Genomic DNA, 26,655 nt, shown 5'->3' with positions numbered 1-26,655 from the left:
TAAAAAATGAACAAGATGTGAGTATTTGCTGTAAATGTCTAATTCATAGTTGTTTATGAGCATTGCGATGACTGGTGGTCCATTTCGGCGCTCAAAAATGAACAAAATGAATAAAAGTGACTTTAGAGCGCGTTTTGAATGAACAATTCGAACGGTTGGAACGATATAATCTATGACTAAAATTGTACCAGTAAACTAGATAACCTCAATCCTTCACCTATGAAATGGACATCTACCCTACCTGGACGTACTAAAAGGTCTATTACAATTTTTGCTACGCTTATAGCTATAACGTTGTTAAGTATAAAATCGTATGCGCAGAACAGAATTTATGCAACACAACAAACAAGTACCGGAAACTACGTGTCTGCCACTGGTTGCGGTCTTCTCGGACTCGGCGGCTGCAACGAGGCAACTGTCGATAATGCGGCGAATGCAACCAGTTCCGATAATACCTTCGCCAGGGTAAAATCAAGGGCTGGTCTTGCGGCCGGTCTCGGTTCTTATCAGGGTGAGATTGAACTGAGATTTGGCAGTACACTCACAGCAGGTACTACCTCCTATATCAGGATTAATAGTAGTAATCCAGATCTGCTGAATACCTTGCTCGGTGGTAATCTTGGAAATGTACTTACCAATGTAGTAGGCTCTGTTGCACTAGGTAACCGCTATTTCGAAGTAGGTGCGAGGATGGGGGCTGGCAGTGTGAATAACGTCACCAGCGGAAACAGTTCCAATCCTTTCGCAACTGAAGTGATTAAGGTCATTAAAGATGCCAATGGATACTTCTATGTGGCAATTACCCCAACCGCGGCCTATGATAGGGTATATCTGAAAGATTTTACCAATGCTGTACTTGGATTGGGTGCTAATAGCTATACTGATGTTTACTATGCTTTTTATGGATCAGGCACAGATCCATGTGCACAGGCATTTGCTACTTCTTATGAAGGTACGGGGCTCACCGTAGATTTATTGGGACTGGGCAAAGCTGGTGTCACAGATATGGAGAGGGTGATTGATTCCGACCCAAATAATTTTTCGCAGATTAGTCTTGGCGCATTGGGTGTCGCCGGTACCATCAGCCAGGAGGTTTATTTTGAAACCTTATCCAGGCCAGGGGATGAATTTAATGTCAAAATACTTACGAGTCCTGCTTTACTGAACGCAAGCCTGCTTAATAATATTACGCTACGGGCCTATAATGGTGCCACGCTGGTTTACACAGAGCAAGTATCTAATCTGCTTAACGCAGATCTTTTGGGTTTGCTGAGTTCCGGACAACCGGCGGCACTCCCTTTTTCCCCTGGCCAGCCTTTTGACAGGGTAAAGATTACACTTTCTTCTCTGCTGAATGCAAGTTTAACTCAAACCTTCAACCTGTATGCAATTGCACGCTCCGCTGGCAGGCCAACTTTTACAGCACCGGCCTCCAACACTGTACCTATTTGTTCGGGTGCCACTGCTGCCCTGAGTGCTACGACGCTACCTGCCAACGAATTGCGTTGGTATGATGTTGCTACGGGAGGAACTGTGCTGGCCACTGTTCCTGCAACTGGTGTTTTCACTACGCCTGCGCTGACAGCCAATAAGACTTACTACGTAGCTGCCAGAACTATTGGATGTACAGAAGAATCTTTACGCGTTCCTGTCAATGTGGTTGTTACCCCAATTCCTTCAGCACCGACATTGGCTGCCCCCGCGCCGGTTTGTTCCGGTTCTGCTGCAGTCCTTTCCGTTAGTGCAGCAGTGTCGGGTAATACTTATCGCTGGTATGCTGATGCGGTAGGTGGAATACCACTATTCACGGGAACAACCTATACTACCGGGGCATTGACCGCAAATACTACGTTTTACGTAGAAAGTGCCACTGGCACCTGCGTCAGTACAACCCGGACTCCAGTATCTGTCATTGTCAACCCACTGCCCAATCTGGCAGTGAGCAGCACCAACAATGAAACAATCAGTTCCGGGCAAAGCGCTACACTTGCGGCCAGCACAGATGCAGGCAATACCATTAGCTGGTATTCGACCGCAACAGGGGGTACTCCACTGGCAACAGGGACTACTTTTACCACTCCTGCACTGACCAGTACCACTACTTATTATATAGAAACAAGAAATGCATCCGGCTGTGTAAGTGCAACCAGAGTGCCGGTGACAGTTACGGTGACCAGTACTCCCGTGAATCCCGCGTGTAACGCTGCTGTAGCACAACAAAGTGGGATCACCGGATTGTTGTGTGTTGCTTGTAGCATACAAGATGCCGGCAATTCAACGGATGCCAATGCCAACAATTTTACCCGGATTAATCTGGCAGTGGGTGTTGGTGCTGTTGGCTACCAAAGACTGATATTTGCCAGTCCGGGCTCATCGACTGACAGCATTCGTCTCGATCTGGAAACGCCTACCGGCCTTGCCGATTTAGGTGTGCTCGGAGGCATCACAGTTCGTGTGCTCAATGGGACCAACCAGGTAGCTTCTTATCCCCTGAACTCATCCCTGCTTCAATTGGGACTGTTAAGTGGAAACCGGTTTCGGGTGACATTACCTGCGGGGGGTGTTTACGATCGCGTGGAAGTTCGCTTCGGCGGAACAGCCACCGCATTGAGCAGTCTCAATATCTATGGTGCAGAGATCATTTATCCAAACCCTACCATTGCTTCAACTGGCCTGGAAGCCTGTTCTGGTTCTGCCAGCACCTTAAGTGCGACTGCCAATGGGGGCACCACTTTGCAATGGTTTGCCAATCCAACAGGAGGAACTGCATTGGCTACAGGAGAAACTTACACCACAGGGGCACTGACCAGTACAACTACTTACTACATTCAGGTAAGCAAAGGCGGTTGTGCAAATGTGACACGTGTTCCGGTAACTGTCACTGTGAATCCTGCTATTGTATTTGCAAGTGCTCCGTTGAGTAATGCTACCGTTGCTGCAGCGTATTCCAAACAACTTGGACCAGCTACAGGCGGAACACCAGGCTTTACTTACGCACTGGCACCGGGAAGCACCCTGCCTGCAGGACTGAGCCTGTCTCCGGCAGGAGTAATCGGAGGAACACCGACAAGTGTTCAAAATGCAACATTTTCTGTGATTGCTACAGATAGCAAAGGTTGCTCGGTCCCTGCTTCATTCACCTTAAACGTAACACCTGCATTAGGTCTTCCCAGCGCTACACTTCCAAACGGTGTGGTTGGAACTCCTTATCCGGTGCAAACCATACCTGCAGCTACGGGGGGAACCACACCCTATACTTACGTGGCCAGCAATTTGCCTCCAGGGCTGACCTTCAACCCGGCAACACGTGAAATTACCGGTACACCAACACAAATCGGTACTTATGTAATTCCGGTAACAGCCACTGATGCCAATGGCAACACGATTTCCAGAGACTATACGATTATCGTAAGAGACCCACTGGTGCTACCTGCTGCTACGCTGGCGGACGGTACAGTAGGCACAGTTTATCAAACGCAAACTATTCCTTCAGCTACAGGAGGAAATGGACCATATTTATACGCTTCCACAGGTACATTGCCTCCGGGTTTAAGTTTTAACCCAGCTACCCATGAAATTACAGGAACACCTACACAGGTAGGAACATTCTCCTTCCCGATCAGGGTAACTGATGCCGATGGCAATACGGTGACTACAAACTACAGCATCAAGGTAAGTGATCCATTGGTGCTTGCAGCCAAAGTCCTTGCAGATGGTACAGTAGGTACCGTATATCCGACAGAAACAATTCCTGCCGCGACAGGAGGGACAGGTCCTTATACCTATGCAGGCAGCAATCTCCCTCCCGGACTGACCTTTAATGCAACAACGCGTCAGATCACTGGCACACCTACACAATCCGGTACTTTCAACGTCAGCGTAAAAGCTACTGATGCTGTAGGCGCGTCGATTACCCAGAATTATGCTTTAAAAGTAAATGGGGTATTGTCATTGCCTATGGCCACCTTGCCAAACGGACTGGTAGGAACAACTTACCCTGCCCAGACATTACCTGCCGTTTCCGGCGGAACAGCACCTTATACTTATGTGGCTACGGGGCTGCCTCCGGGACTGAGCTTTGACCCGGCAAGCAGACAGATCAGTGGAACACCAACCACCGGCGGAACCTACAACATTACTTTAAAAGCTACCGACAATGCCGGGTTGAGTACCAGTACTGATTATGCTTTAGTGGTCAATGTCGCAGCACCAGTCGTTGCCAATGCTACCACCTGTAGCGGAACTTCTGTGGTCTTACAGGTAAGCAATACGCTGCCGGGAGTTACTTACAACTGGTATGCTACTTCTGGCAACACTGTGATTTTCACAGGAAGTGCATATACTACGCCGGTATTGACTGCCAATACAACCTATTATGTGGAAGCAGTATCGGGAACTGCGGTGAGCAGCAGAACAGCTGTGAATGTAACCATCAATGCACCGGCGACTTTAGCAACCATCGTTACCAATAACGAAACCATCAGTGCCGGTCAGACTGCAACACTTCAGGCCAGCGCAGATGCTGGAAATACAATAAGGTGGTATGCAGCTGCTACAGGGGGCGCGGCTTTGGCCACAGGCCCGAGCTTCACTACGCCTGCCTTAAATGCAAACACTACTTACTATGTGGAAACACAAAATACAAACGGCTGCATTAGCTCAAGCAGGGTGCCTGTAACGGTAACCGTTACCACAGTACCTGCCAATCCAAACTGTAATGTCGCGGTAGCGCAGCAAAGCGGTATCGATGGATTATGTGTACTTTGTAGTGTACAAACTCCAGGAGGTTCAACAGACAGCGATCCAAATACCTTTACCAGGATTAATCTCGCTGTAGGTGTTGGGTCTACAGGTTATCAGCGGCTGATATTCGCCAATGCAGGGGCCGGAACAGACAGTATCCGCCTGGATCTGGCTACACCAGTTGGCCTGGCAGATCTGGGAGTATTGGCTAATGTTACCGTTACGGTAATGAACGGCAATACTGTTGTCGCCACTTATCCGTTAAATTCTCCATTGCTGGATTTGAAATTGCTCAGTGGCAACAGGTTTAAAGCAACAGTGCCTGCTGGCGGTGCGTACGACCGGGTGGAAATCCGTTTCGGCGCGCTGGTCTCAGCAATCAGCAATTTGAATATTTACGGTGCTGAAATCATCTATCCCAATCCCACTATAGCCGCTACAGGACAGTCGATCTGTTCCGGTAGCAGCACTACCTTAAATGCAGTGGCTAATGGCGGTACTACTTTAAGGTGGTACGCTTCGCCTACAAGCGGAACCGTACTGGCATCCGGTGAAACCTTTACAACAGGTACACTGACCACAACTACAACTTATTACATTGAAGTCAGTAAAGGTAACTGCAGCAATGCACAGCGCGTACCGGTCACCGTTACAGTGACCACTACACCTGCCAGTCCGGTTGCAGCTGCGGTAGCTCCTGTGTGTGCAGGTTCCACCACTACGCTCAGCGTCAACAATCCACAAACTGGGCTGGTGTACAACTGGTATGCTGATGCGACGGGTGGAACACCATTGGCAACCGGCATCAATTTTATCACTCCGGCCCTTACTGCCAATACTACTTATTACGTAGAGGCGGCTGCAGGTACTTGCCTGAGTGCTTCACGTACGGCGGTAGCGGTTAACGTATCACCATTGCCTGCAAATGCAGTAGTGAGCACAACCAATGAAACCATCAGTTCAGGACAAACAGCTACTTTATCGGCCAGTTCTGTTGATGGCGCAACGCTAAACTGGTACGCTGCCCCTGCTGGAGGCACAATACTGGCCAGCGGTGCAAACTTTACGACTCCCGTGCTTACCGCGACTACTACCTATTATGTAGAAGCTGTAAATGCCTCAGGTTGTCCCAGTGCAACCCGAGTACCGGTTACCGTTGTGGTGATCGGAGGACCGGTAAATCCAAACTGTAATGCCGCTACCGGACAACAGAGCGGAGTAGAAGGCATCTGCCTTTTGTGCAGTGTTCAGGATGCAGGTAATTCTGTAGACGACAATCTAACCAATTATACCACTATTTCTATCCCGGTTGGGGTAGGGGGATCAGGCTATCAAAGGTTGATCTTCAATGCAGCCGGTACCGCCACCGACAGCGTTCGTTTGAACCTGGAAACCCCAACAGGTCTTGCTGATGTAGCGGTGCTGGGCGGTATCCAGGTGAGGATCATGAATGGAAATACCGTTGTAAGTACCTATACCCTAAATTCTTCATTGCTCAACCTCAGGTTACTGAGCGGCAATCAATTTGCGGCGACCTTCGTAGCAGGTGGAGTATACGACAGGGTAGAAGTAAGGGCTCTGGGACTGGTCTCTGCGCTGGTCAATCTGCGCATCTATGGCGCGGAGGTTATCTATCCAAATCCAACGGTAGCAACTGCCGGACAAACCATTTGTTCGGGTTCTGCGGCTAATCTTTCTGCGGCAGCAATGGGCGGGACTACACTGAGGTGGTACGCAGCAGCCACAGGGGGCGCACCTTTAGCTACAGGTGAAAACTTTACCACTCCGGTCCTGACCGCGACTACTACTTATTATATTGAAGTAAGCAAAGGCAGCTGTGCAAATCAATTGCGTGTACCAGTGACCGTAACGGTTACTACAGCACCAGCTGCACCTGTGGTCGCAGCGGTACCGCCAGTATGCTCCGGCTCTTCTGCAGCCATTCCGGTAAGCAACCCTGATCCTTCAGCTACTTACACCTGGTATGCTGCTGCTGTTGGAGGAACACCATTGTTCTCCGGTCCGGTATTTACTACACCGGCCCTGACTGCCAATACAACTTATTATGTTGAAGCAGCGAATGGTGCTTGTTCAAATGGAAGCCGTACTGCTGTTCCTGTAACCGTGAACCCATTGCCGGTATTGCCACAGGTTCAGGCATCTGCCACTACCGTAAATGCGGGGCAGACTGTGATCCTGACCGGAACTTCAACAGAAACGAATGTTACCTTCAACTGGTATACTTCTGCAACATCTAATATTCCGGTTTATACCGGCCCAACTTACGTAACGCCGCCGCTAACCGCAACCACTACCTATTACCTCTCAGTAACTTCAAATGCTACCGGCTGTGCTTCAGCCAGCCGTGTGCAGGTAACCATCAATGTCAATGGGGGCGGTAGTCCAAATCCAGTCCCTTGTGAAGCAGCCACATCAGAAACCAATGGAGTGACCGGACTTGCAGTTTTGGCAGGTGTATTTAATCCGCAGCTTGCTATTGATAATGATACGCAGACAGGCTCATCACTGGTGATGCCGATAGGCTTATTGGGTGCTTCTGTATACCAGCGCGTCGGATTCAGTACCCTATCTACTGTCGGTGATACCGTTCGTGTACTATTGACCTCTCCGGGAAAACTGCTTTCACTTGGTTTATTGTCTGAAATCCGCGTAAGCACCTATAATGGAGCTACCGCAAATAATGATGGATCCGCCATCAACAACACCGCAGTCCGCCTTGAATTGTTGAGTGGCGATACACAGGCACTCATCTCATTTGTGCCAACAAGTGCATTTGATCAGGTGCAGGTAAGCCTGAACGACGGTTTAGCCGGCTTACTGAAAACTGTAGACATCAACTACGTACAGCGTGTGGCTGTGGCACCTCAGGTTGCATCGGCAAATATTACCGCCTGCGAAACAGCAACGCCAACGCTCAGCGTTCTGAATCCAAACCTGACTTCAGGTATTACTTACAAATGGTACGATGCCACAGGCAACTTCCTCGCTGATGGCGTTAACTTTACCACGCCTCCATTAACCAGCAATACAAGGTATTTTGTAGAGGCGAATACTGCTTCCGGCTGCTCCAGCTACAGGACAGCAGTAAATGTAACGGTAACACCAATACCAGCTGTTCCTCAATTATTGGCTACAGACATTAAAGCCTGTGCCGGAACCAGTGTAGTACTTACTGTAGGAAACCCACAACCAGGTCTTACTTATACCTTTAAATCCGGAGCAACGATACTGCAAAGCGGACCGCTGTCTACTTATACTGTAGCTTCGGTAGGTGCTTCTACTCAATATACTGTAAGTGCACAAAATTCATGTGGTGCCACCTCAGGCGATGCAATTGCAACTGTGGAAGTGGGCGCACCTACGCCTCCGGTGATTACGCCAGCTGCGACCACGATCAATGCTGGTGAGCGCGCTATGCTGACTGCTACATCCACTACTCTAGGAGCCACCTTTACCTGGTACGACAGTGATCCGGCTCTGGGCGGGGCAAACATCGTTTCTTCTGCCTCAAATGGAGAGAACGGCAGCTTCCTGAGCCCTGTGTTAATTGCGACTACTACGTATTATGTAACGAGTACAGCAGGTGCATGTACTTCAGCAGCTGCACCAGTTACTGTAACGGTAAACCCAGCCGGTACACCTGAAGATGTTCCTTGTGAGGCGGCGACCGCTGAAGAAAATGCGGTGAGCGGTATCTCCCTGTTTGCAGGTGTGGATAATGCAGCTAACGTATATGACAACAACATCAATTCAGGTTCTACCTTGAGAATTCCTGTAGGAATTGGTTCCTATGTGTATCAGCGTGCCATCTTTAACGGGCCATCGACTGCAGGAGATAAGGTGAAACTGAGACTGGTTTCTCCAGGCAAACTGCTTTCATTGGCATTACTTCAAAGTGTAGAAGTAACCACTTATAATGGAGCGACAAGCAATGGAGACACGCGGGTACTGAACAACCCATTACTGAACCTTCAGCTCCTGAGTGCAGGAACTGAGGCTATCCTTGAATTTACACCAACCGCAGTATTCGACAGGGTCGAAGTAAGGTTAAACTCGGGTTTACTGGGTGCACTGACATCGATCAATTTCAATTATGCACAGCGCATTATCGCTCCGCCTTCAGTGTCGGCTGCTAATGCCAGCGTATGTGAAGGTTCATCAGTGACCCTTGCTGTACAGAACCCGATCGCATCCGGTATCACCTACAAATGGTATAGAGGTACCACTTATCTGGCTGATGGACCAACCATCGCTACAGCTACCAATCTGGCAGCAGGCAGTTACGATTACTTTGTATCGGCCAACCGCAACGGTTGTGAAAGCGTAAGAACTAAAGTGGTGCTTACAGTACTTGCTGCTCCTCAAGCTCCTGTTGCTGACGCTGCTAATCCTGCGGCGACTTGTCCTAATGTACCTGTCACCCTAAGGGTCAATGCAGTTGCAGGTGTAAACTTCAACTGGTACGATGTGGCTGTTGGCGGCAATCCGATTGCCGTAAATACAAGCAGCTACACCACACCGGCCAACCTTGGTGTGGGCGACCATGATTTCTATGTAGAAGCCAGCAATGGCAATGCATGTCTGAGCACAGCAGCACGTACTAAAATTACCATCACCGTAAACCCAACCGCCGTAGCATCTGATATTACGGTGGCAGGCGGAACCGGGCCATTGTGTATCGGAAGTACTGTTACACTTACCGCAACCAGTACAACCATCACTAATCCGGTATTTACCTGGTACAACGATGCTGCCCTGACCAGCGTGGCCTTTACCGGCGATCAGTTTGTGACGCCAGCGTTGACCGGTACGAAAACCTATTACGTGACGGTGAGCGGATTGGGCAAATGTGCAAACCTTCCGGCTGATGCAAAAGTGGTAAGCCTGAGCGTAAATCCACCGGCTACGGCGGCAGACCTGAATGTAACCGGAGCAGAAAATCCGGTGTGTGCTGGGACATCTGCGGTGCTGAAAGCAATTACAACTACGGTGATCAATCCGGTATTTACCTGGTACACCGATGCAGCACTGACCAATGCCGTATTCCAGGGTGATACTTATACCACTCCGGCACTCACAGGTAGTACAACTTATTATGTGACGGTTAAAGGAGATAATAAATGTGAGAACCTTGCCGGAGATGCAGAGGTGGTTTCCATCCTCGTGAATCCTCCTGCACTGGCGGCCGACATCAATGTTACAGGAGCAGAATTGCCATTGTGTGCCAGTAATACGGCCACACTTGTAGCCAGCAGCAGTACTGTTGTAAATCCGGTATTCACCTGGTACAGCGATGCTGCACTCACTACTCCTGTGTCCAGTTCGGCGACCTTTATCACGCCTCCGCTGAGCGTCACCACTACTTATTACGTCACTGTGCGCGGACTGAACAAATGCGAAAATACCGCAGCTACGGCAAAAGCGGTTACCGTGACCGTGAACCCGCCGGCCTTGCCATCAGACATCAATGTGGAGGGTGCCAATACGCCGATCTGTGCAGGCACTGCAGCCAATTTGACTGCCAGCAGTGTCAATGTGATCAATCCGGTATTCACCTGGTACAGTGATGCAGGCCTGACCAATGCAATCGCCAGCGGCCCTAATTTCAACACCGGAATACTAAGCAGTACCGCGACCTTCTATGTCACTGTCCGTGGTGCCAACAGGTGTGAGAATACTGCAGCGAATGCAAGGGTGGTTGTCGTTACGGTAAACCCGCCGGCATTGGCAACAGATATTGATGTCGCAGGGGCAGACGCACCTTTATGCGCTGGTTCTGCAGCTAGCTTAACAGCAAGCAGCACTACCGTCGTCAATCCTATATTTACCTGGTACAGCGATGCTGCGCTGACCACACCGGTATTTACAGGATCAGTATTCAATACCCCTCCGATTACGGCCACCACCAATTATTATGTGACTGTACGAGGTGCGAATAAGTGCGAGAACAGTATGGCAACAGCAAAAGTGGTTACCCTGGTGGTCAATCCTCCCGCTATTGCTTCTGATATTGTGATCGCAGGTGCAGATCCGGTATGTGCCGGGGCCAGTGTGACCCTGAACGCGAGCAGTACTACAGTAACCAGTCCGGTATTTACCTGGTACACAGATGCGGCATTAACCAATGCAGTCTTTACAGGACCAGCTTATACCACACCGCTGCTGAGTACTACAACTACTTACTATGTTACCGTCAGAGGAGCCAATAAATGTCCAAACACTGCTGCAACCGCCAGAGTCGTAACCATCACAGTTAATCCATTGCCAGATTCACCTGTTGTGTCATCAACAGGTACCAATATCTGTAGCGGAGAGGCTACAGTGCTGACCGTTCAGAATGCACAAAACGGCGTGATTTATCAATGGTACGATGCTGCAATCGGTGGAGTAGCACTGGCTACAGGTACCCAGTTTACCACAGGCGTACTGAATGCCACTACAGACTTCTATGTGATGGCAGTAAGTGCTTCGGGATGTGGAAATCCAACAGGAAGGGTAAGGGTAAGAGTAACCGTTTCACCTAAACCATTGGTGCCTACAGTTAACTCAACCGCCCTGAGCATCTGTAATGGAAGTGCAACCATTCTAAGTGTGACCAATCCGCAGGTCGGAGTTACCTATAGCTGGTATACCACTGCTGCTGGCGGCACAGCGGTTGGTACGGGTACCAATTTTGCAACACAGCCAATTACCGCAACTACCATTTACTATGTAGGTGCTTCCACAGAGACCTGCAGCAGCAATGGCCGTACGGCAGTAACCGTTACACCTACAGCACTTCCGCTGCCTCCGGCTTCAGTTTCAGGTGCAGCAGCACCGTTGTGCTCGGGATCTGGTGTTGTGTTGTCTGTCGACAATCCGGATGCTACGCTGACCTATCGCTGGTATACAATGGCAGTTGGAGGAACCGCAATTGCTACCGGAAGCAGTTTCACGACACCGGCACTCAGTGCAAATGCGACTTACTACGTAGAAACATCCAATACAACGACCTCTTGTACCAGTGCTACCCGTACAGCTGTAGCCGTAACTGTACTGTCGAAACTGGATGTTCCCGTTGTTGCCATACAGTCTGTAACCGCAACGAGCATCACTTTCCAATGGGCTGCGGTAACCGGAGCGAGTGGTTATGAAGTATCTCTGGATAATGGAATGACCTGGATTTCACCTACTGGTGGCAGTACAGGTACCACTTATCTTGCTGCAGGTTTACAGCCCGGCCAAAAAGTCACCATCAGGGTGCGTGCGGTAGGACAACTGGCCTGCCAGCTGAGCGACGCCACTACCTTTACAGGACAGAGCGAAAATCCTTTGGGTAATGCTGTCTTCGTGCCGAATACCTTCACGCCGAATAATGATGGCAAGAATGACGTCTTCTATGTTTATGGAACCACCATTGCCAAAATGAAACTGCGTGTGTACAATCAATGGGGTCAGTTCCTCTATGAGTCAGTGAGCATCCAGAATGGATGGGACGGAACTTATAAAGGTGAGATGCAGCCTAACGGAGTCTATGTCTACTACCTGGATGTAGAATTCAATGATGGTACCAAGTCGATGAAAAAAGGCACGATCACTTTATTAAGATAGAAGATGAACCTGAAAAACAAAACTGCTATGAAGAACTTCACAAGAATACTGGCTTTAGGAATATTTTTAAGTCTGGGCACTGCAAAAGTGCAGGCCCAGATCGACCCTCACTTCTCTCAATATTATGCGCATCCTTTGTGGCTGAATCCTGCCCTTACCGGGGTCACTGACGGGGAATACAGGGTTTCACTGAATGCCAAGCAGCAATGGGGCTCCGTATCCAACTCCTTCCTCACAGGAGGTGCATCTTTTGACATGGCACCAGTTAAAAACCTTGCTTTCGGCGCCATGGTGTTAAACCAAAACTCAGGTGACATCAGTTACAACCACCTCAGTGCACTGGTTTCAGGTGCCTACCGCATCCATTTTGGCAGCGCGGGCTTAAACATGATCAATTTCGGACTTCAGGCCGGTATTTTGAATAAGAGCTTTGACCCGTCCAAGATCACCCTTGGCTCGCAGTTCAATCCGGTAACTGGTTACGATCCAAACTTTGGCATCAATGAATCTTTTGCTTCATCCAATACCCTGGTGCCTGATGTAAATGCAGGTGTCATGTATTTTGATGGCAATCCGGACCAGTTGCTGAATGCCTTTGGCGGAGTGATGGCCGGACACATTACCAGGCCCGTAGATAAATTCCTGGGGAGTACAGTAAGGATGCCCATCAGATATGCCGTACACGGCGGAACGAGGGTAAGGTTAAGCGAGGCAATAAATATTACACCAAATGGCCTGTATATGAAGCAGGGCAATGCAAGGGAAATCGCCGTTGGCGCTTACGCCCAGCTGATGCTGAACCAGGAGGCAGATCTCATGTTCGGTACCAACTACCGGGTAGATGATGCTGCCATTGCTTTTTTTGGATTACACCTGAAGAACATGGTATTTGGCCTGAGCTACGACTTCAATACTTCCAGCCTCAGCAGGGCTACACGTAGTCAGGGAGGTTTGGAACTTTCCGTTTCCTTCACCGGGCGCAAAGGTATTCTGGGGCCCAATTTCTTTTGTCCAAGGTTATAATTAAAGCGAAATATTACTAAATCATTTAAAGATGAAACTGCTTAAAACATTACTGACCCTTTGTATCTTAACATCGGCAGCAAAAGCACAATTTGTGAGCAACAGCAAAAGGGTAGCTGATGTATATTTTCAGAATAAAGAATATTATGCAGCTGCGGAATACTATAAAAAAGCCCTGCAGCTGTCACCTGACAGTGCGGGTTTTGTGATTCCTTATGGTTTTGAGAATAAGCTCAAGCAGGACAGCCCTAAGAAGGATGACTATGAGTATTGTGTATTTCAGCTTGCCGAATCGCTAAGGCTCTATAAGAATTTTACGGATGCAGAAAAATGGTATGCCCTGGCAAAGGATTTTGTAAGTCCGAAGTATATCCTGAGTAATTTTTGGTACGCAGAAACGTTGCGCGCCAATCAGAAATATACAGAAGCCATTGCTGCATTTAATCTTTTTCTTTCGAAATATAAGGTGAACGACAGTTACGCTGTCAAAGCCAAATCTGAAATTGCTTCCTGTCAGTTTGCCTTGTATGACCTGCGTTATCCCAGGTTGTTCAAACTCACCAAACTTCAGAACAACATCAACGATAAAGGTTCTAATTACACGCCTGCACTGAAGGGGGGTAACTTCTATTTTACTTCCTCACGCCCTGTCAGCACCACAGGAAAAAAGGAAGTACTGACGGATGCCAATAACGATAAAGTAACAAGAAAAGAAACGCCCTTCATCAATGCGGTGTACGAAGTTTCCGGTAACCCATTGGCACAAAATATTTCGATTAAAAAAGTACCTGTAAATACCAGGGACAGAGAATCGGCTGCCCCGGCTTTTCATCCCAATGGGAAGATCATGTACATTACCAGCTGGACAGCCAACGGCGATAAAAAGATTTACCAGCTGAAATCAGGTGGTACAGGATCTGATTGGTCAGAAACGAAGGAACTCGGTTCGGAAGTCAATGTCAAGGGTTTTAATTCCATGCAGCCTTTTGTCACCAAAGATGGCAGGTACCTCATCTTTTCTTCCAACAGACCTGGAGGATTGGGCAAATATGACCTCTGGTACTGCTCGGTCCGTGCAGACGGTAGTGTAGGACAAGCCATCAATATGGGGGGCGACATCAATACCCCTGAGGATGAGCAGGCGCCGTATTTTAACTATTTGACAAACCGGCTGTTGTTTAGTAGCAATGGTCGGGTAGGAATGGGAGGATTTGATTTTTTCGAAAGCCAGGGAGATTTTAGTAACTGGTCTGAACCCCGTAACCTCGGGTATCCTTTTAACTCTTCAAAAGATGATCTGTATTTTACGCCTTCACTGAACTCAGAAGACGAAGGCTACATCAGTTCCGACCGCGAATCGTTGTGCTGCCTCGAAGTTTTTCATGTGAAAAAAGAATACCTGAATATCAGGGGAACTGTGTTTGACTGCAATACCCTTCAGCCCCTGTCCAATGCTACCGTGGTCGTGACAGATTCTCTGTCCGAAATCAAGGTCACCACTGACGAATCTGGAAGGTACAATTTAAGGATCAGCAGCAACCGTAAAATAAAGGTCACAGCAGAAAAAGAAAAATACTTCAGCAAGGTCATTCATTTTGGCTACGAGCAACTGGCCAAAAAAGATACCTTGTTTAGCCCGGATATCTGCCTGATTCCTTTTGAAATGGACAAGCCCATCGTACTCAAGGACATCCTCTACGAATTTGACAAAGCAACGTTAACCGAAGATTCCAAAGTCAAGTTGGATTACCTGTATACGATTATGGTCGATAATCCGAAAATAGAGATCGAACTGAGTGCGCATACAGACAGTAAGGGAGTAGAGATCTACAACCTCGATCTGTCCAATAGAAGGGCTAAATCCTGTGTAGATTACCTGGTGTCCAAAGGTATTGCAGCAGAGAGAATGACCAGTAAAGGATATGGAGAGACCATGCCTATTGCTGCGAATGAGTTTCCAAATGGGAAAGACAATCCTGAAGGCAGGGCGCTCAACAGGAGGACAGAATTCAAAGTGACAAAAAAATGATTGATCTCAAATAGGTAAGGAGGGGCTGTCTGACAGCCTCTTTTTTTTTGCTTTTTATTTTTTTTATGCTTGCAATAGTGTGCTTTTTCACCAGTTTGAGTAATCTTTTTCCCTAATTAAGGTATTGATAATGTTTGTGTTGGGTGTGTCACTGCTGAACTTTCATTTATATTGAGAACCACTTTCTGCGCTGAGGAGGTTTTTATGGGCATATTTTCGTCCTTCTTCCGCTAAAGGCTTGTTGCTTAACGCCGATCTGAAAATTAGGGTATGGTAATTGTTTAATCAACAATAGGATACTTTGTTGCCAGTAAACATCCCCTGCTGGCAGGATGGGATATATACATTTTTTTGTTAAAGGAATCTAATATGATCGGAATGGACATCATTACGCCTGATGAGCGCGAGCGTGAAGAAAATTTGAAAAATTATAAAGTGGTGTTCACTAAACCTGAACCCATATTTGATCAGCTTGCTGCTATCGCCGCCACTATGCTGAATGCTCCACTGGCTATGATCAATTTTATAGACAGGATTTCTGTATGGGGTACAGCCGACCAGAAGGCCAATGAGACGAATACTGAAGTCAGTACCAGTATGTGTTCGCTTGCGGTTTTGAAGGGACACGAAAGTGAGTTTCAACAGGCAACGGATGAGTTGTTCCTCATTTCCAATCCACTGATCGCGGGAGAGTATGGCCTTAAATTTTATGCCGCTGCACCCATTAAGACTACAGAAGGATTCCATGTAGGCACGGTGTGCATTGTAGACCGTCATCCAAGAAGTTTCGGCGCTGAAGAGCAGCAAAAGCTGGAATGGGTAGCTTCTATGGTACAACTGGAGATGAACAAACGCAGTACCCTGAATATCTGCGCATAAATTTATTCCCGGATTTTTTCTTTTCCTGGAATGTGCCTAGCTTCTCAGAAATTATTTATGGAAGCTTTGAAACCTTGTTTATCCTGTAACCTGCCAATGAAAGGACGGGCCGATAAAAAGTTCTGTGGCGACAAATGCAGGAGCCATTACCATTACTTAAAAACCATCCAACAGGCGACTAACCCGAATTTCGTACGGATGACCAACAGCATACTGAAGCGCAACCGCACGATTCTTGAGCGGGCTTATCTGGAAGGGGGCTCCCGGGTACCGAAGCGCACCTTATTGACCATGGGCTTTGACTTCAGTTATTATACCCGTGCAGAAAGCAGCCCGACACACCAACATCAATTCTTTTGCTACGACATTGGTTATCTGCTAAATAAAGATCAGGTTCAGATCATCCTATGAGTTTCAGTTTCTCACTGCCTTTAAGGTTTTGAGGTACCTGCCGCTTTCCCCATCGTAAATCCGGATCAGGTAAAGGCCGCTTTGCAGTTCTTTTCCCGTGTTCTGCAGCAGGTTTTCACCCGGTTTAGTTATTGTAGTTTTAATGGTCTGTCCGTAAAGATTACAGATCAATATCCGCAAAGCGCCCTGGTTTTTTCTGCTAACGTACAGGCGGTCTTTAAATGGGTTGGGGTAGATTCCAATACCGGGGTCTTCACTGTTAAATTCCTGCGAACCAGGTTTAAAGTTCAGGATAAACCGGTCCTCTCCTTGTGTTTCAGGAATCTCCGGATTGATGTCGAATTCGTACAGGAAATTGGTATCCAGTGATTTTTTAACCACTTGCAGGTAGTTGTCCCGCAGTTGCATAGTCAGTTTAGGTTTAAGGCCCTGGTTCCGCATGCTGATCTGGTATTTGCCCGGCCCCCAGCCCTTGATGTAGAGTTTTACATTTGCACCGCTATCTGTCAGTGCTTTTTCTTCAATGGACAGTTTTTGTCCCCCACAGATGCTGGCAATGCTCACATGGCCTTCTCCTATTTTCAATGCATCCTGATCGTCTAAGCTGTCTCTGCCCTGGGGATTTAACTTGATGACAAGTTCCTGCTGAAAGGGTCCTCTGGAGAGCCTGACCGATATTCGGGCTGATGACCCTGCATCGTCCCTAAGCGCCTGGCTCATTCTTTCCCTGGTCGCAGGTACTGCAGCTATTACACGATCAGTTTCAGGATTGTATTTGGCATATTCGGTAAAGCTGAGGCTGCCCCCTGCACTACCATTAACAACACGTACGAAGAAGCCGGTACCTGCTGGTATAATTGTTTCAGACAAGTCTGTTACGGTATAAGCATTGTTGAGCGGGTCGAACATCCAGACGAAGGGGCTCAGGTTTGATTTGCTGAGCCTGGACCAGACAATAGCCGAGGCATAGGGGTTCCCAAGCAGGTTAAATCCATCTCCCTCCTGATTGCGGTTATTGCTGAACAAGTCGCATTCCAGGTTTCCGGTGTAGAGATTCCCGATATGCGTGATGGTATAGCCATCCGGGTTGGAAAAGGGGGCATTTAGCAATTGTTGCTGTTCGGCCCCTGGTGCAAACCTGGAACCCCTCGAAAACACATAGACCCCTTTTCCTTGCGCCACAGTGCTTTGTAGGTTTGGAATGACCTGGTATTTCTGAGACAGATTGCCCGGCAAAGACTGGTTGTGTGTATAAATGCTCCCGCCATTTAAAGGCGAACTGTCGAAGCCATTTGCAGTTCCCCCCGGGCCGGTGATAAACATTGCCGATTGATATGCACTGAAATTATAGCTGGGTGTTCCATTGTTTTCCTTATGGTAGACTGGTGAGGCCAATAGCTTCCATCCCCTGGCAGTGGAAGGAGCAGGATAATTTCCGGCGATGTATTGCTCTACCCGCACCGGGCCCAGGATTCCCGCCAGATTGAGGTCCTTTATAGGGAGCAAGGCTGCAGTTGCCTGAGGTCCGGTGCTAAGCCTGAGCATGCCATTCGCATTCAGGATGCCCTTATTCAGACTCAAATATCCGCTGACTGAAACAGGTGCTTCAAGCCTCAATGTATCAGCAGCATTCAACTGTTCATTCAGCAGGGAGTAGGCTTCCGCAGTGCCGGCCCCATAATATTGCTGAACAGTATTTGTACCAGCAAATTCCAACTGAGCTCCAGGTTGGTCCGACAGAATACGTCCATTGTTACGGACATCGGCCCTGAAAGTCAATTTTACCCCCTGGTCCAGACGTATGCTTGCCTGGGCCGCAAGTTCTGTCTTGCAGGTTAAGCTCAGGTCGCTGCCAAGGGAGAACGTGGCATTGGATTCCAGGCTGAGTTTATTTATCCTTGGTTTCACCAGCCCCTGAATGCGCAGGGTTTTTCCTGCAGAAACCAACACATTGTCATTGTCCGAGGGCAAAATTCCATTGTCCCAGTTGCCAGCCCTTTCCCAAAGCTGATCGATCGTTCCGTTGAAGCGTTTATAAACACCTGAAGCATGTTCTTCGGGAGAGAGGCTGTAGAAAGCAGCAGCAGCTTTTTGGTTTGCATACTCGGTCTGGATCCATTCCATACTCGTTACGCCCTGGCGGATCCGGAGTTCATCGATCATTCCATCAAAGAAGGAAGTACCTTGTTTTGTTGCGCCGATCCTCCAGCTTCCACCTTGTCCGAGCCGCAATGAAGTCCCGGATTTCCCTTGCATTTTTTCAGCATTGAGGGAGAAAAAAATGTCTAGGCCCGTAGTCGTTACGCAGAGGTAATGCCAGCGTCCGGGCTCTATTGCAGTTTGCGAGACCTGGGAATAAAGTGCAAAACCTGCTTTGCGCAGTTCTACAACCAGCCGGCCTGCAGCATTCATTTTGACGGTAAAACCTTCCGTAGCGCCATTTTGATGGAGGCTGTCATTGGAGAAGATCACCTGTTCCCTCCCAACTGTCCGCAGTTTGATCCATGCCGACAAAGTGAAGCTGGTCCCCGTTGTGGCATTCAACCGCAGGGATTCCGAAAATCCGTTTAAGTCTATGGCCGTACCCAGGGGGGAGGGTTGAAAATTTGCCTTGTCCATCCCATCGCTGGCAATCAGGCGCTGCTCCGGAAGGTTGTTTTTTGCATTCCTGCACCAGGGTGGCAGGCCGTCGAGGTTCATGTGCCAGAGGCCCAGGTGATCGGCAGGCCAGGTTTGTTGTGTCGCAGTCCCTTCGGGATCATGCAGGTTTGTAGCACCGTAGTAGAGGTAGATTGCTGTAGGGGCCGAAGGACTCATTTGTGCAGATAAAGAGGGGATGCTTACCCAGCAGCGGAGCCGCCCCGAAGCAGCATGGTAACTTTCCAATTGAAAACGCAGCGGGTTCTGTGGCGCTGTACGGAGGGCGAAGGAGATGTCGCGGCCAAGGCCATCGCTCAATTTGTTGCCGCAGGCACCGGGATGGTGCATGAGGTCCTCATCCTGAAGGTCTATCAGTACCGGGAAATCAACCAGGTCCAGGTAAGACTTACTGGCCCCAATGGAGATCACAGTAGGGGATACTTTGTTTTTATCTATAGTGATCAGTTTTCTATAGCTGTAGTTGCTCATCCAGGGCTGTGCAGGGAGCGGATGGCTGTAAGTCAGTAGTAGTGTTGCCAGCAGCAGGCTGTTAAAAAAGGCATGTCTCATCGTCGACGGCTGTTAGTTCGGCGCAAATATGAGGAGGCGGTAAGCCATTAGTCGTCGAATCTACGCTTAAGTTTAAAAAAATTACCGGATGAGTCTAAGAATGCATAAAATTGGCGAATCAAATGACATTGAAGCACATGAAACACACTACGCTGAGCACAGTCCAGCCCGATCCGGGTCTTCCGGGCGGCGATCCCGATGTACCATTGGATGGAGCACTTTTGTTGATCCTGATGATCGCCGGGGCAATTTACGGTTTAAGGAAAATCAGGTCCATGAAATACGGTTAGACCAGGATTCCTTCTTTTCTTAAGATATAGTTATAGATTCCTTCAATGGGTTTTTGGAGTATCCGTCCTACACGCACCTGGTTTTCCTGGCAGACAGCCTTCAGGATATCCTGATAATAAAAGGCGATGGAACCTACGAAATGACAGTCCAATGTCCTGTACTTCGGATAGTCTTTGATGTTCGTGTCTACAAATTCCTGGAAACCTTCACGTAGGATCTGAATGATCCAGGGATGCTCCCTGTGGCTGGCCATAAAACGGCTGATGGAAGCCAGGTAAGTATTGGGAAATGGTTTTTGATAGATGTTGGTGATGACTGTTTCTTTATCGACCTCGTAACTGGCAGAAAATTCAGTAGCCAGGTCGGCAGGCATTTGGCCGTATAGGTAAGCGGTGATCAGTTTTCTTCCAAATTGGGTACCGGCACCTTCATCGCCCAGTACATAACCCAGACCATGTGCACCTGCATGTACATCCTTACCATCATAGTAAGAGATATTGGAACCGGTGCCAAGGATACAGGTCAGGCCTTCTTTATCGCCGCATGTCGCATATGCCGATCCCAGCAGGTCATGTTCCACAGAAACATAGGCTTTGGTAAAGAAAGAAGAAATTCCGTTAGAGATCACTTCTATTTTGTCTGGAGAAGAGCAGCCTGCGCCAAAAAAGTAGATTTCCTTTACTTTATCTGCGTATTCAGCGATCTCCTTTTTTTTGGAAAACAGCTTAAAGATATCGTGTGCATTTAAAAAATACGGATTGATACCCTGTGTGCTGAAGCTGATCTGTTCATTTGGGCTGTAACCCATCCAATCGGTCTTAGAAGAACCACTGTCTGCTACTAGAATCATCCGATAAAAATACTAATCTTATTGAATATTTAAAGTGCCGCTGATCTCTTTTAAGCTGATCTCCGTCAGTTTTGCCTGATATTGTGCTTCCACATACCTGCTGACTGCATCTATCGAGTTGCGTTGTGCTTCCCTGAGTTCAAGAGGGGCTATGCTGCCCAACCTGTATTTTTCCAGGGTGATGTCCAGGCTCTGTTTCGCCAGTTCCACATTGCGCTGCTCCACATTCAGGAGCTCCAGACTGGTCAGGTAATTCTGATAAGCGGAGATCAATTGTGCACTGATGTCCTGCCTGGTTTTGTCCAGGCTCAGCTCCGCGGAATTGATCTGGATTTTTGCGTTCCTTTCGTTCTGGCGTTGTAAAAAGCCGTTGAAAATGTTCAGGCTCGCTGTAAGTCCGTAGGTAAGCCCGTTCGCCCGCTGCTGTGTATTGAAGCCGGTAGGGCTGGAACTCCTCTGGAATTCATAGCCACTGTTTACTGCCACCACCGGATACCTTTGTCCTTTCACCTGCTTCAGGTTCAGTTCTGCAATCTTTTTGCTGATGAAGGCATTCTGCAGTTCAGGGTTCAGTTGTTCCATTTGTCCGGAAAGTGCCGTATAGTCCAGTTTTGCATCAATGACAATGCTGGTGTCTACCTTAAAGTCGAGGTTCAGGTCGCGGGCCATTACCTGGTTCAGACTCGTTTTTGCGGTCTTCAGCAGATTGAGTTCCTGTAGGTACGCGGAGGTATCGGTATTGTAATCTACCGTTGCGGTGAGTACATCCAGTTTGGAACCTCTGCCGATCGATAGTTTGTTATTGGCAATACGCAGGCGGAGCTGCGACACATCCAGGGCACTGTCCCGGGCCACTACCAGTTGCTGTTCCTTCATTACGGTATAGTACGCATTTACCACTGCACTGATGGTGGAAAGTATGGTCGCTTTTGCATTCACCTCGCCGGATTTCTGCAGTTCTTTTAAGCGTTCGTAATTGGTAAACATCTGCAGACCGTCAAAGATCGTCCAGCCCAGTGCCACGCCATAACTCATATTGGTGTTCCTCACACCGGTAAGGGTCTGTTCGTTCCCGTTGCTTTGGGTCCTGGTGGTATTTTGCCTGGAGCCACCTTCACTGAAACTCGCATCCAGGCGGGGCAGTATGCCTGCATTGCCTGCATTGACATTGTTCTTTGCGATCAACACATCGTTGTTCACGAGTTTAATATCGTAGTTATTCTGTAAGGCAGTACTTAGGGCTTGCTGGAGCGTTAGTTTTTCCTGTGCTTTGCCGGTGTAAACCATCCCGCCGATCAGTGTGACCATCAGCAACAATCCTTTCCTCATCTGCTGGTTATTTATTTTTTTCATTGGGTTCCGCGTCTATAGTTTCGAGGGATGCTTTCAGGTCTTCATTGACTTTGTGGGCTTTTGACCAGTAAGAGTAAATGGCAGGGATGACAAATAAGGTGAGTACCAGCGAGAAGGTCGTTCCGCCTACAATCACGATACCCATACCCATCCTGCTTTTGGCAGCTGCACCCAGGGCCATCGCAATAGGCAATGCGCCGATGGCAATGGCCAGACTGGTCATCAGGATGGGCCTCAGCCTGGACACGGCCGCTTCCCGGATCGCATCCTGTGTATTGGCTCCTTTTTCCTTCAGCTGATTGGCAAACTCTACGATCAGGATCCCGTTTTTGGTCACCAGACCGATCAGCATGATCGTTCCGATCTGGCTGAAGATGTTCCAGCTCTGGCCAAAGAGCCATAGGGACAAAAAGGCCCCCGCTACAGCCATCGGTACGGTCAGGATAATGATGATCGGGTCTATAAAGCTTTCAAACTGTGCCGCAAGGATCAGGTAGACCAGCAACAGCGCCAGTCCGAAGGCAAAAAGCGTATTCGATGCACTCTCCTTAAAATCACGGGATTCCCCGCCCAGATCGGTAGAGAAAGTTTCATCCAGTACTTTTTCAGAAATCCTGTCCATGGCTTCAATACCGTCGCCGATACTCTTGCCGGGGGCAAGGCCTGCAGAAACCGTTGCAGCTGTAAACCTGTTGTTGCGGTAGAGCTGCGGCGGACTGCTTTCCTCACGTGCAGTCACCAGGTTGTCCAGCTGGATCAGTTGATTTTTGTCGTTCCTCACATAGACCGAACTCAGGTCCAGCGGGTCCTTGCGGTCGCCCACCTCAAACTGGCCAATGACCTGGTACTGTTTGCCGTTCATGAAGAAATAAGAAAAGCGCTGACCGCTCAGTCCCAGTTGCAGGGCAGCGCCAATGTCGGCCGCAGATACCCCTAGATTTTTAGCTTTCTCGCGGTCTATAGCCAGGTCTATCTCCGGTTTGTTGAACTTCAGATTCACATCAGAAGTAGTGAAGGTGGGGTCTTTGGACACCTCATCCATAAACACCGGGATTTTCTCCCTTAGCTTTTCAAAATTCTGCCCTTGTATGATGTAATTGACCGGCAAGCCGCCCCTTCTTCCCACCGAGATGGTAGGCTGCTGTGTCACTGTGACCTTTCCTTCGCTGTACTTGCGGGTCATGCTGGTCAGTTTTTGAGCGATCTCTGCCTGGCTACGTTCCCTGTCGCCAGGATCTGTGAGGCCCATTCGCACAAAACCGCTATTGGTAGAGCCGGCACCACCAAAGCCAGGAGAGGTAATGGTGATGTTTACTTTTTTCTCCGGTACCGAATCCGTCACGAGCTCCTGCACTTTCATCATGAAACGGTCCGTATAGGCAAAAGAAGAACCCTCCGGGGTTGTCACGTTCATGTTGATGGCACTTCTGTCGTCATATGGCGCTGTTTCCTTAGGAAGTATAGTCCAGAATAAAGCAATCAGTCCCACACAGGCCAGGATGATCGGGATGGCCAGCCAGCGGCGATCCAGGAATTTATTGAGTTTCGCTTCGTAGCTGTCATTCAGCTTCACAAAATACGGCTCCGTCAGTTCGTAGAACTTCGATTTTTTGTGCCCTGTTTTTTTCATCAGGTAAGCATTCAGCATCGGGGTCAGTGTGAGGGACACAAATGCCGAGATCAGTACTGCCGCGCCGATCACTATCCCAAACTCCCGGAAAAGCCGGCCTACAAAACCCTGCAGGAAGATGACCGGAAGGAATACCGCCGCCAGGGTAATGGATATGGAGATCACCGCAAAGAAAATCTCGTTGGAGCCTTTGATCGCCGCTTCGAAAGGGGAGTAACCCTCTTCCATTTTTTTGAAAATGTTTTCCGTCACCACGATACCGTCATCCACCACCAGTCCCGTAGCCAGTACGATAGCCAGCAGCGACAGTACATTGATGGAGAAACCAAAAATGTACATGATGAAAAAGGTAAAGACCAGGGACACCGGAATGTCTATCAGGGGCCGGATGGCAATGGCCCAGTCCCGGAAGAACAGGTAGATGATCAGGATCACCAGGATCAGTGAGAGGATAATGGTTTCCGCAACTTCGGTGACCGATGACTTGATGAATTTCGTGGTATCCAGGGAAATGTTTAGCTTGATGTCCTTGGGGATATCCTTCTGCAATTGTTCAAAACGCTTGTCGAACTCCCTGGAGATGTCCAGGTAATTCGCACCCGGTTGCGGGATCAGACCAACGGCCACCATAGGCTTGCCAGATTCCCTCAGGACCGTTTCTTCATTTTCAGAGCCCAGGGTCGCATACCCGATATCCCTTAGCCGGACAAGGTTATTGGAATCCGTTTTCAGGATCAGGTTGTTGAACTGTTCCTCGTTGGTCAGTTTGCCCAGTGTTTTCACAATCAGCTCAGTATTTGCACCCGTGATTTTACCCGAAGGCAGTTCCACGTTTTCTTTGTCGAGGGCAGTTACGATGTCCTGTGATGTCAGTCCATAGGCCGCCAGTTTATCCGGGGAGATCCTGATGCGCATCGCATATTTACGCTGTCCCTGGATCTGGATGCTGCTCACACCCGAAATGGTCTGCAGGCGTTCTGCGATCACATTTTCCGCATAATCGCTCAGTTCCATGACGTTGCGTTTATCACTCTGTACCGTCATGGTGATCACCGCATCGGAATTGGCATCAGCCTTGCTTACGACGGGATTGCCGTCAATATCTTTAGGTAAACTTCTGGCTGCCTGAGAAACCTTATCGCGCACATCATTCGCTGCATCATCAATGTTTTTATCCAGGTTAAATTCGATGGTGATGTTGCTGGTTCCCTGGTTGCTGGAAGAAGAGATATTCCTGATCCCGTCTATTCCGTTGATAGATTTCTCCAGGGGTTCAGTGATCTGTGATTCAATGATGTCCGAATTTGCTCCCGGATAGGAAGTGCGGACTGAAACAACCGTTGGGTCTATATTCGGGAATTCCCTGACACCAAGGAAATTGTATCCGATCACTCCAAAGAGGAGGATCATCAGGTTCATGACAATCGCCAGAACCGGGCGTTTGATACTGGTGGTTGAAATGCTCATTTCGGCTGCTTAATTTTGATCACACTCACTTTTACCGGGGCATCCGGTTTCAGGGCCATGGCGCCGGTCGTCAATACCGTATCACCTGCCTTCAGTCCGGAAGTGATCACAATGTTTTCTGCCGTACGCGTGCCCGCTTCCACTTTCACTTGCTGTGCTTTGCCGTTCCTGCTCACAAACACCGTCTTCCCGTCGAGCACAGGGATAATGGCCTCATTGGGAATCAGCAGGGCATCCTTGTCCATGTCGAGGGAGAGTTTGATTTTGGCAAAAGAGCCCGGGAGCAGTTCGCTGTCCGGATTGGGCACCAGGGCCTTGATCTGTAAAGTTCTGGTCTGCACATTGATGCCCGGTTCTACGGCAAATATTTTGCCTGTATAAGTTTTATTGGTGCCATCAGTGTTGAAAGCGATCTCGGAACCCATTTTAATCTGTGCCATGTAGCGTTCCGGAACAGAAAAGTTGACCTTCAGCGGATTGATGCTAGCCAGGTTGGCAATCACGGTAGCAGGGGTCAGGTATTCTCCGGCAGAGATGGAACGCAGTCCGATCTTGCCGCTAAAAGGGGCATAGATTGCCGTTTTGGAAAGCTGTGCCCGGATCAGTTGTGACTGCGCTTTCAGCGATTGGAGGTTGGCCAGAGCCGTATCGTATTCCTCCTGGCTGATCGCGCCTTTATCCAGCAGTTGTTTGGAGCGGTTTTCATTGCTTGCCGCCAGTTGCTGTTTGGTCAGGGCATCCTGCAGCTGTGCCTGTATGTCCCTGTCGTTGATTTTGACCAGTAGTGCGCCTTTGCTCACCGTAGCGCCCTCTTTGAAATTGATGCTGGTAACCAGTCCGGAAACTTCGCTGCGCAAGGTGACCGATTCGTTGGCTTCCAGGGTACCGCTGAGCTCCAGGTTATTGGTGAAGGCAGATGCCGATACCACGACCCCTTCCACCTGTAAGGCTTTACCGGCTCCGCCTTTCGCATTCCGGCCGCCGCTTCCGCCGCCCTCGTTTTCCAGTTTTTTATTGGCAGAGATCCTGTAATAAACCAGGTAGGCAATTCCCATAACCAATAGGGCGTAGATCAGGTATTTCAGCTTCATATTCAGGCGGTGTTGTATGTTAACGTGCAAAAATATTCAAATATGATGCCCGATGAAGCTTGTATTA

At 48.7% G+C, this 26,655-nt stretch carries 11 protein-coding genes; 6 read left to right on the top strand and 5 right to left on the bottom strand.

What is annotated here, in order from left to right; all coding sequences use genetic code 11:
• Positions 1-219 precede the first annotated feature (219 nt).
• From WAE59_RS18445 to WAE59_RS18425, 5 genes are all read left to right on the top strand, one after another.
• Positions 220-12,354: an Ig-like domain-containing protein gene (locus tag WAE59_RS18445; RefSeq protein ID WP_337857454.1), complete on the top strand. Its 12,135-nt coding sequence runs from the start codon at positions 220-222 to the stop codon at positions 12,352-12,354.
• 27 nt (positions 12,355-12,381) lie between these two features.
• Positions 12,382-13,377: a PorP/SprF family type IX secretion system membrane protein gene (locus tag WAE59_RS18440; RefSeq protein WP_337857453.1), complete on the top strand. Its 996-nt coding sequence runs from the start codon at positions 12,382-12,384 to the stop codon at positions 13,375-13,377.
• A 31-nt stretch (positions 13,378-13,408) separates the two neighbouring features.
• Complete coding sequence (locus WAE59_RS18435; RefSeq protein WP_337857452.1) at positions 13,409-15,406, top strand: OmpA family protein; 1,998 nt, start codon at positions 13,409-13,411, stop codon at positions 15,404-15,406.
• 378 nt (positions 15,407-15,784) lie between these two features.
• The gene (locus WAE59_RS18430) at positions 15,785-16,285 is read left to right on the top strand and encodes a GAF domain-containing protein (protein ID WP_337857451.1); all 501 of its coding nucleotides are present in this window, start codon (positions 15,785-15,787) and stop codon (positions 16,283-16,285) included.
• A gap of 57 nt (positions 16,286-16,342) precedes the next feature.
• The gene (locus tag WAE59_RS18425; RefSeq protein WP_337857450.1) at positions 16,343-16,696 is read left to right on the top strand and encodes a hypothetical protein; all 354 of its coding nucleotides are present in this window, start codon (positions 16,343-16,345) and stop codon (positions 16,694-16,696) included.
• A 3-nt stretch (positions 16,697-16,699) separates the two neighbouring features.
• Here WAE59_RS18425 and WAE59_RS18420 read toward each other — a convergent pair whose 3' ends face one another.
• Positions 16,700-19,906 (bottom strand): LamG-like jellyroll fold domain-containing protein, encoded by a 3,207-nt coding sequence (locus tag WAE59_RS18420; RefSeq protein WP_337857449.1) that lies wholly within the window; start codon positions 19,904-19,906, stop codon positions 16,700-16,702.
• Positions 19,907-20,043: 137 nt separating this feature from the next.
• Between WAE59_RS18420 and WAE59_RS18415 the strand changes: the two genes are divergently transcribed.
• On the top strand, positions 20,044-20,196 hold the full coding sequence (locus WAE59_RS18415) for a hypothetical protein (RefSeq protein WP_337857448.1): 153 nt from the start codon (positions 20,044-20,046) through the stop codon (positions 20,194-20,196).
• On the opposite strand, the gene WAE59_RS18410 is transcribed toward WAE59_RS18415, so the two are convergent.
• From WAE59_RS18410 to WAE59_RS18395, 4 genes are read right to left on the bottom strand one after another with little or no spacing between them, the layout of a single operon-like run.
• Positions 20,193-21,047, bottom strand: a complete 855-nt coding sequence (locus WAE59_RS18410; protein WP_337857447.1) for an N-acetylglucosamine kinase — start codon at positions 21,045-21,047, stop codon at positions 20,193-20,195. The two genes, WAE59_RS18415 and WAE59_RS18410, sit on opposite strands and share 4 nt — an antisense overlap.
• An 18-nt stretch (positions 21,048-21,065) precedes the next feature.
• Positions 21,066-22,400 (bottom strand): TolC family protein, encoded by a 1,335-nt coding sequence (locus WAE59_RS18405; RefSeq protein ID WP_337857446.1) that lies wholly within the window; start codon positions 22,398-22,400, stop codon positions 21,066-21,068.
• Complete coding sequence (locus WAE59_RS18400; RefSeq protein ID WP_337857445.1) at positions 22,384-25,497, bottom strand: efflux RND transporter permease subunit; 3,114 nt, start codon at positions 25,495-25,497, stop codon at positions 22,384-22,386. The genes WAE59_RS18405 and WAE59_RS18400 overlap by 17 nt, the downstream gene beginning before the upstream one ends.
• Entirely contained in the window at positions 25,494-26,588 is a 1,095-nt protein-coding gene (locus WAE59_RS18395; RefSeq protein WP_337857444.1) for an efflux RND transporter periplasmic adaptor subunit, read from the bottom strand. The genes WAE59_RS18400 and WAE59_RS18395 overlap by 4 nt, the downstream gene beginning before the upstream one ends.
• Positions 26,589-26,655 lie beyond the last annotated feature (67 nt).

It is taken from the genome of Pedobacter sp. GR22-6 (genome assembly GCF_037402555.1).
Lineage (GTDB): Bacteria > Bacteroidota > Bacteroidia > Sphingobacteriales > Sphingobacteriaceae > Pedobacter.
Note: the sequence above shows the minus strand (reverse complement) of the source record. Positions and strands in the feature narration are given on the sequence as shown.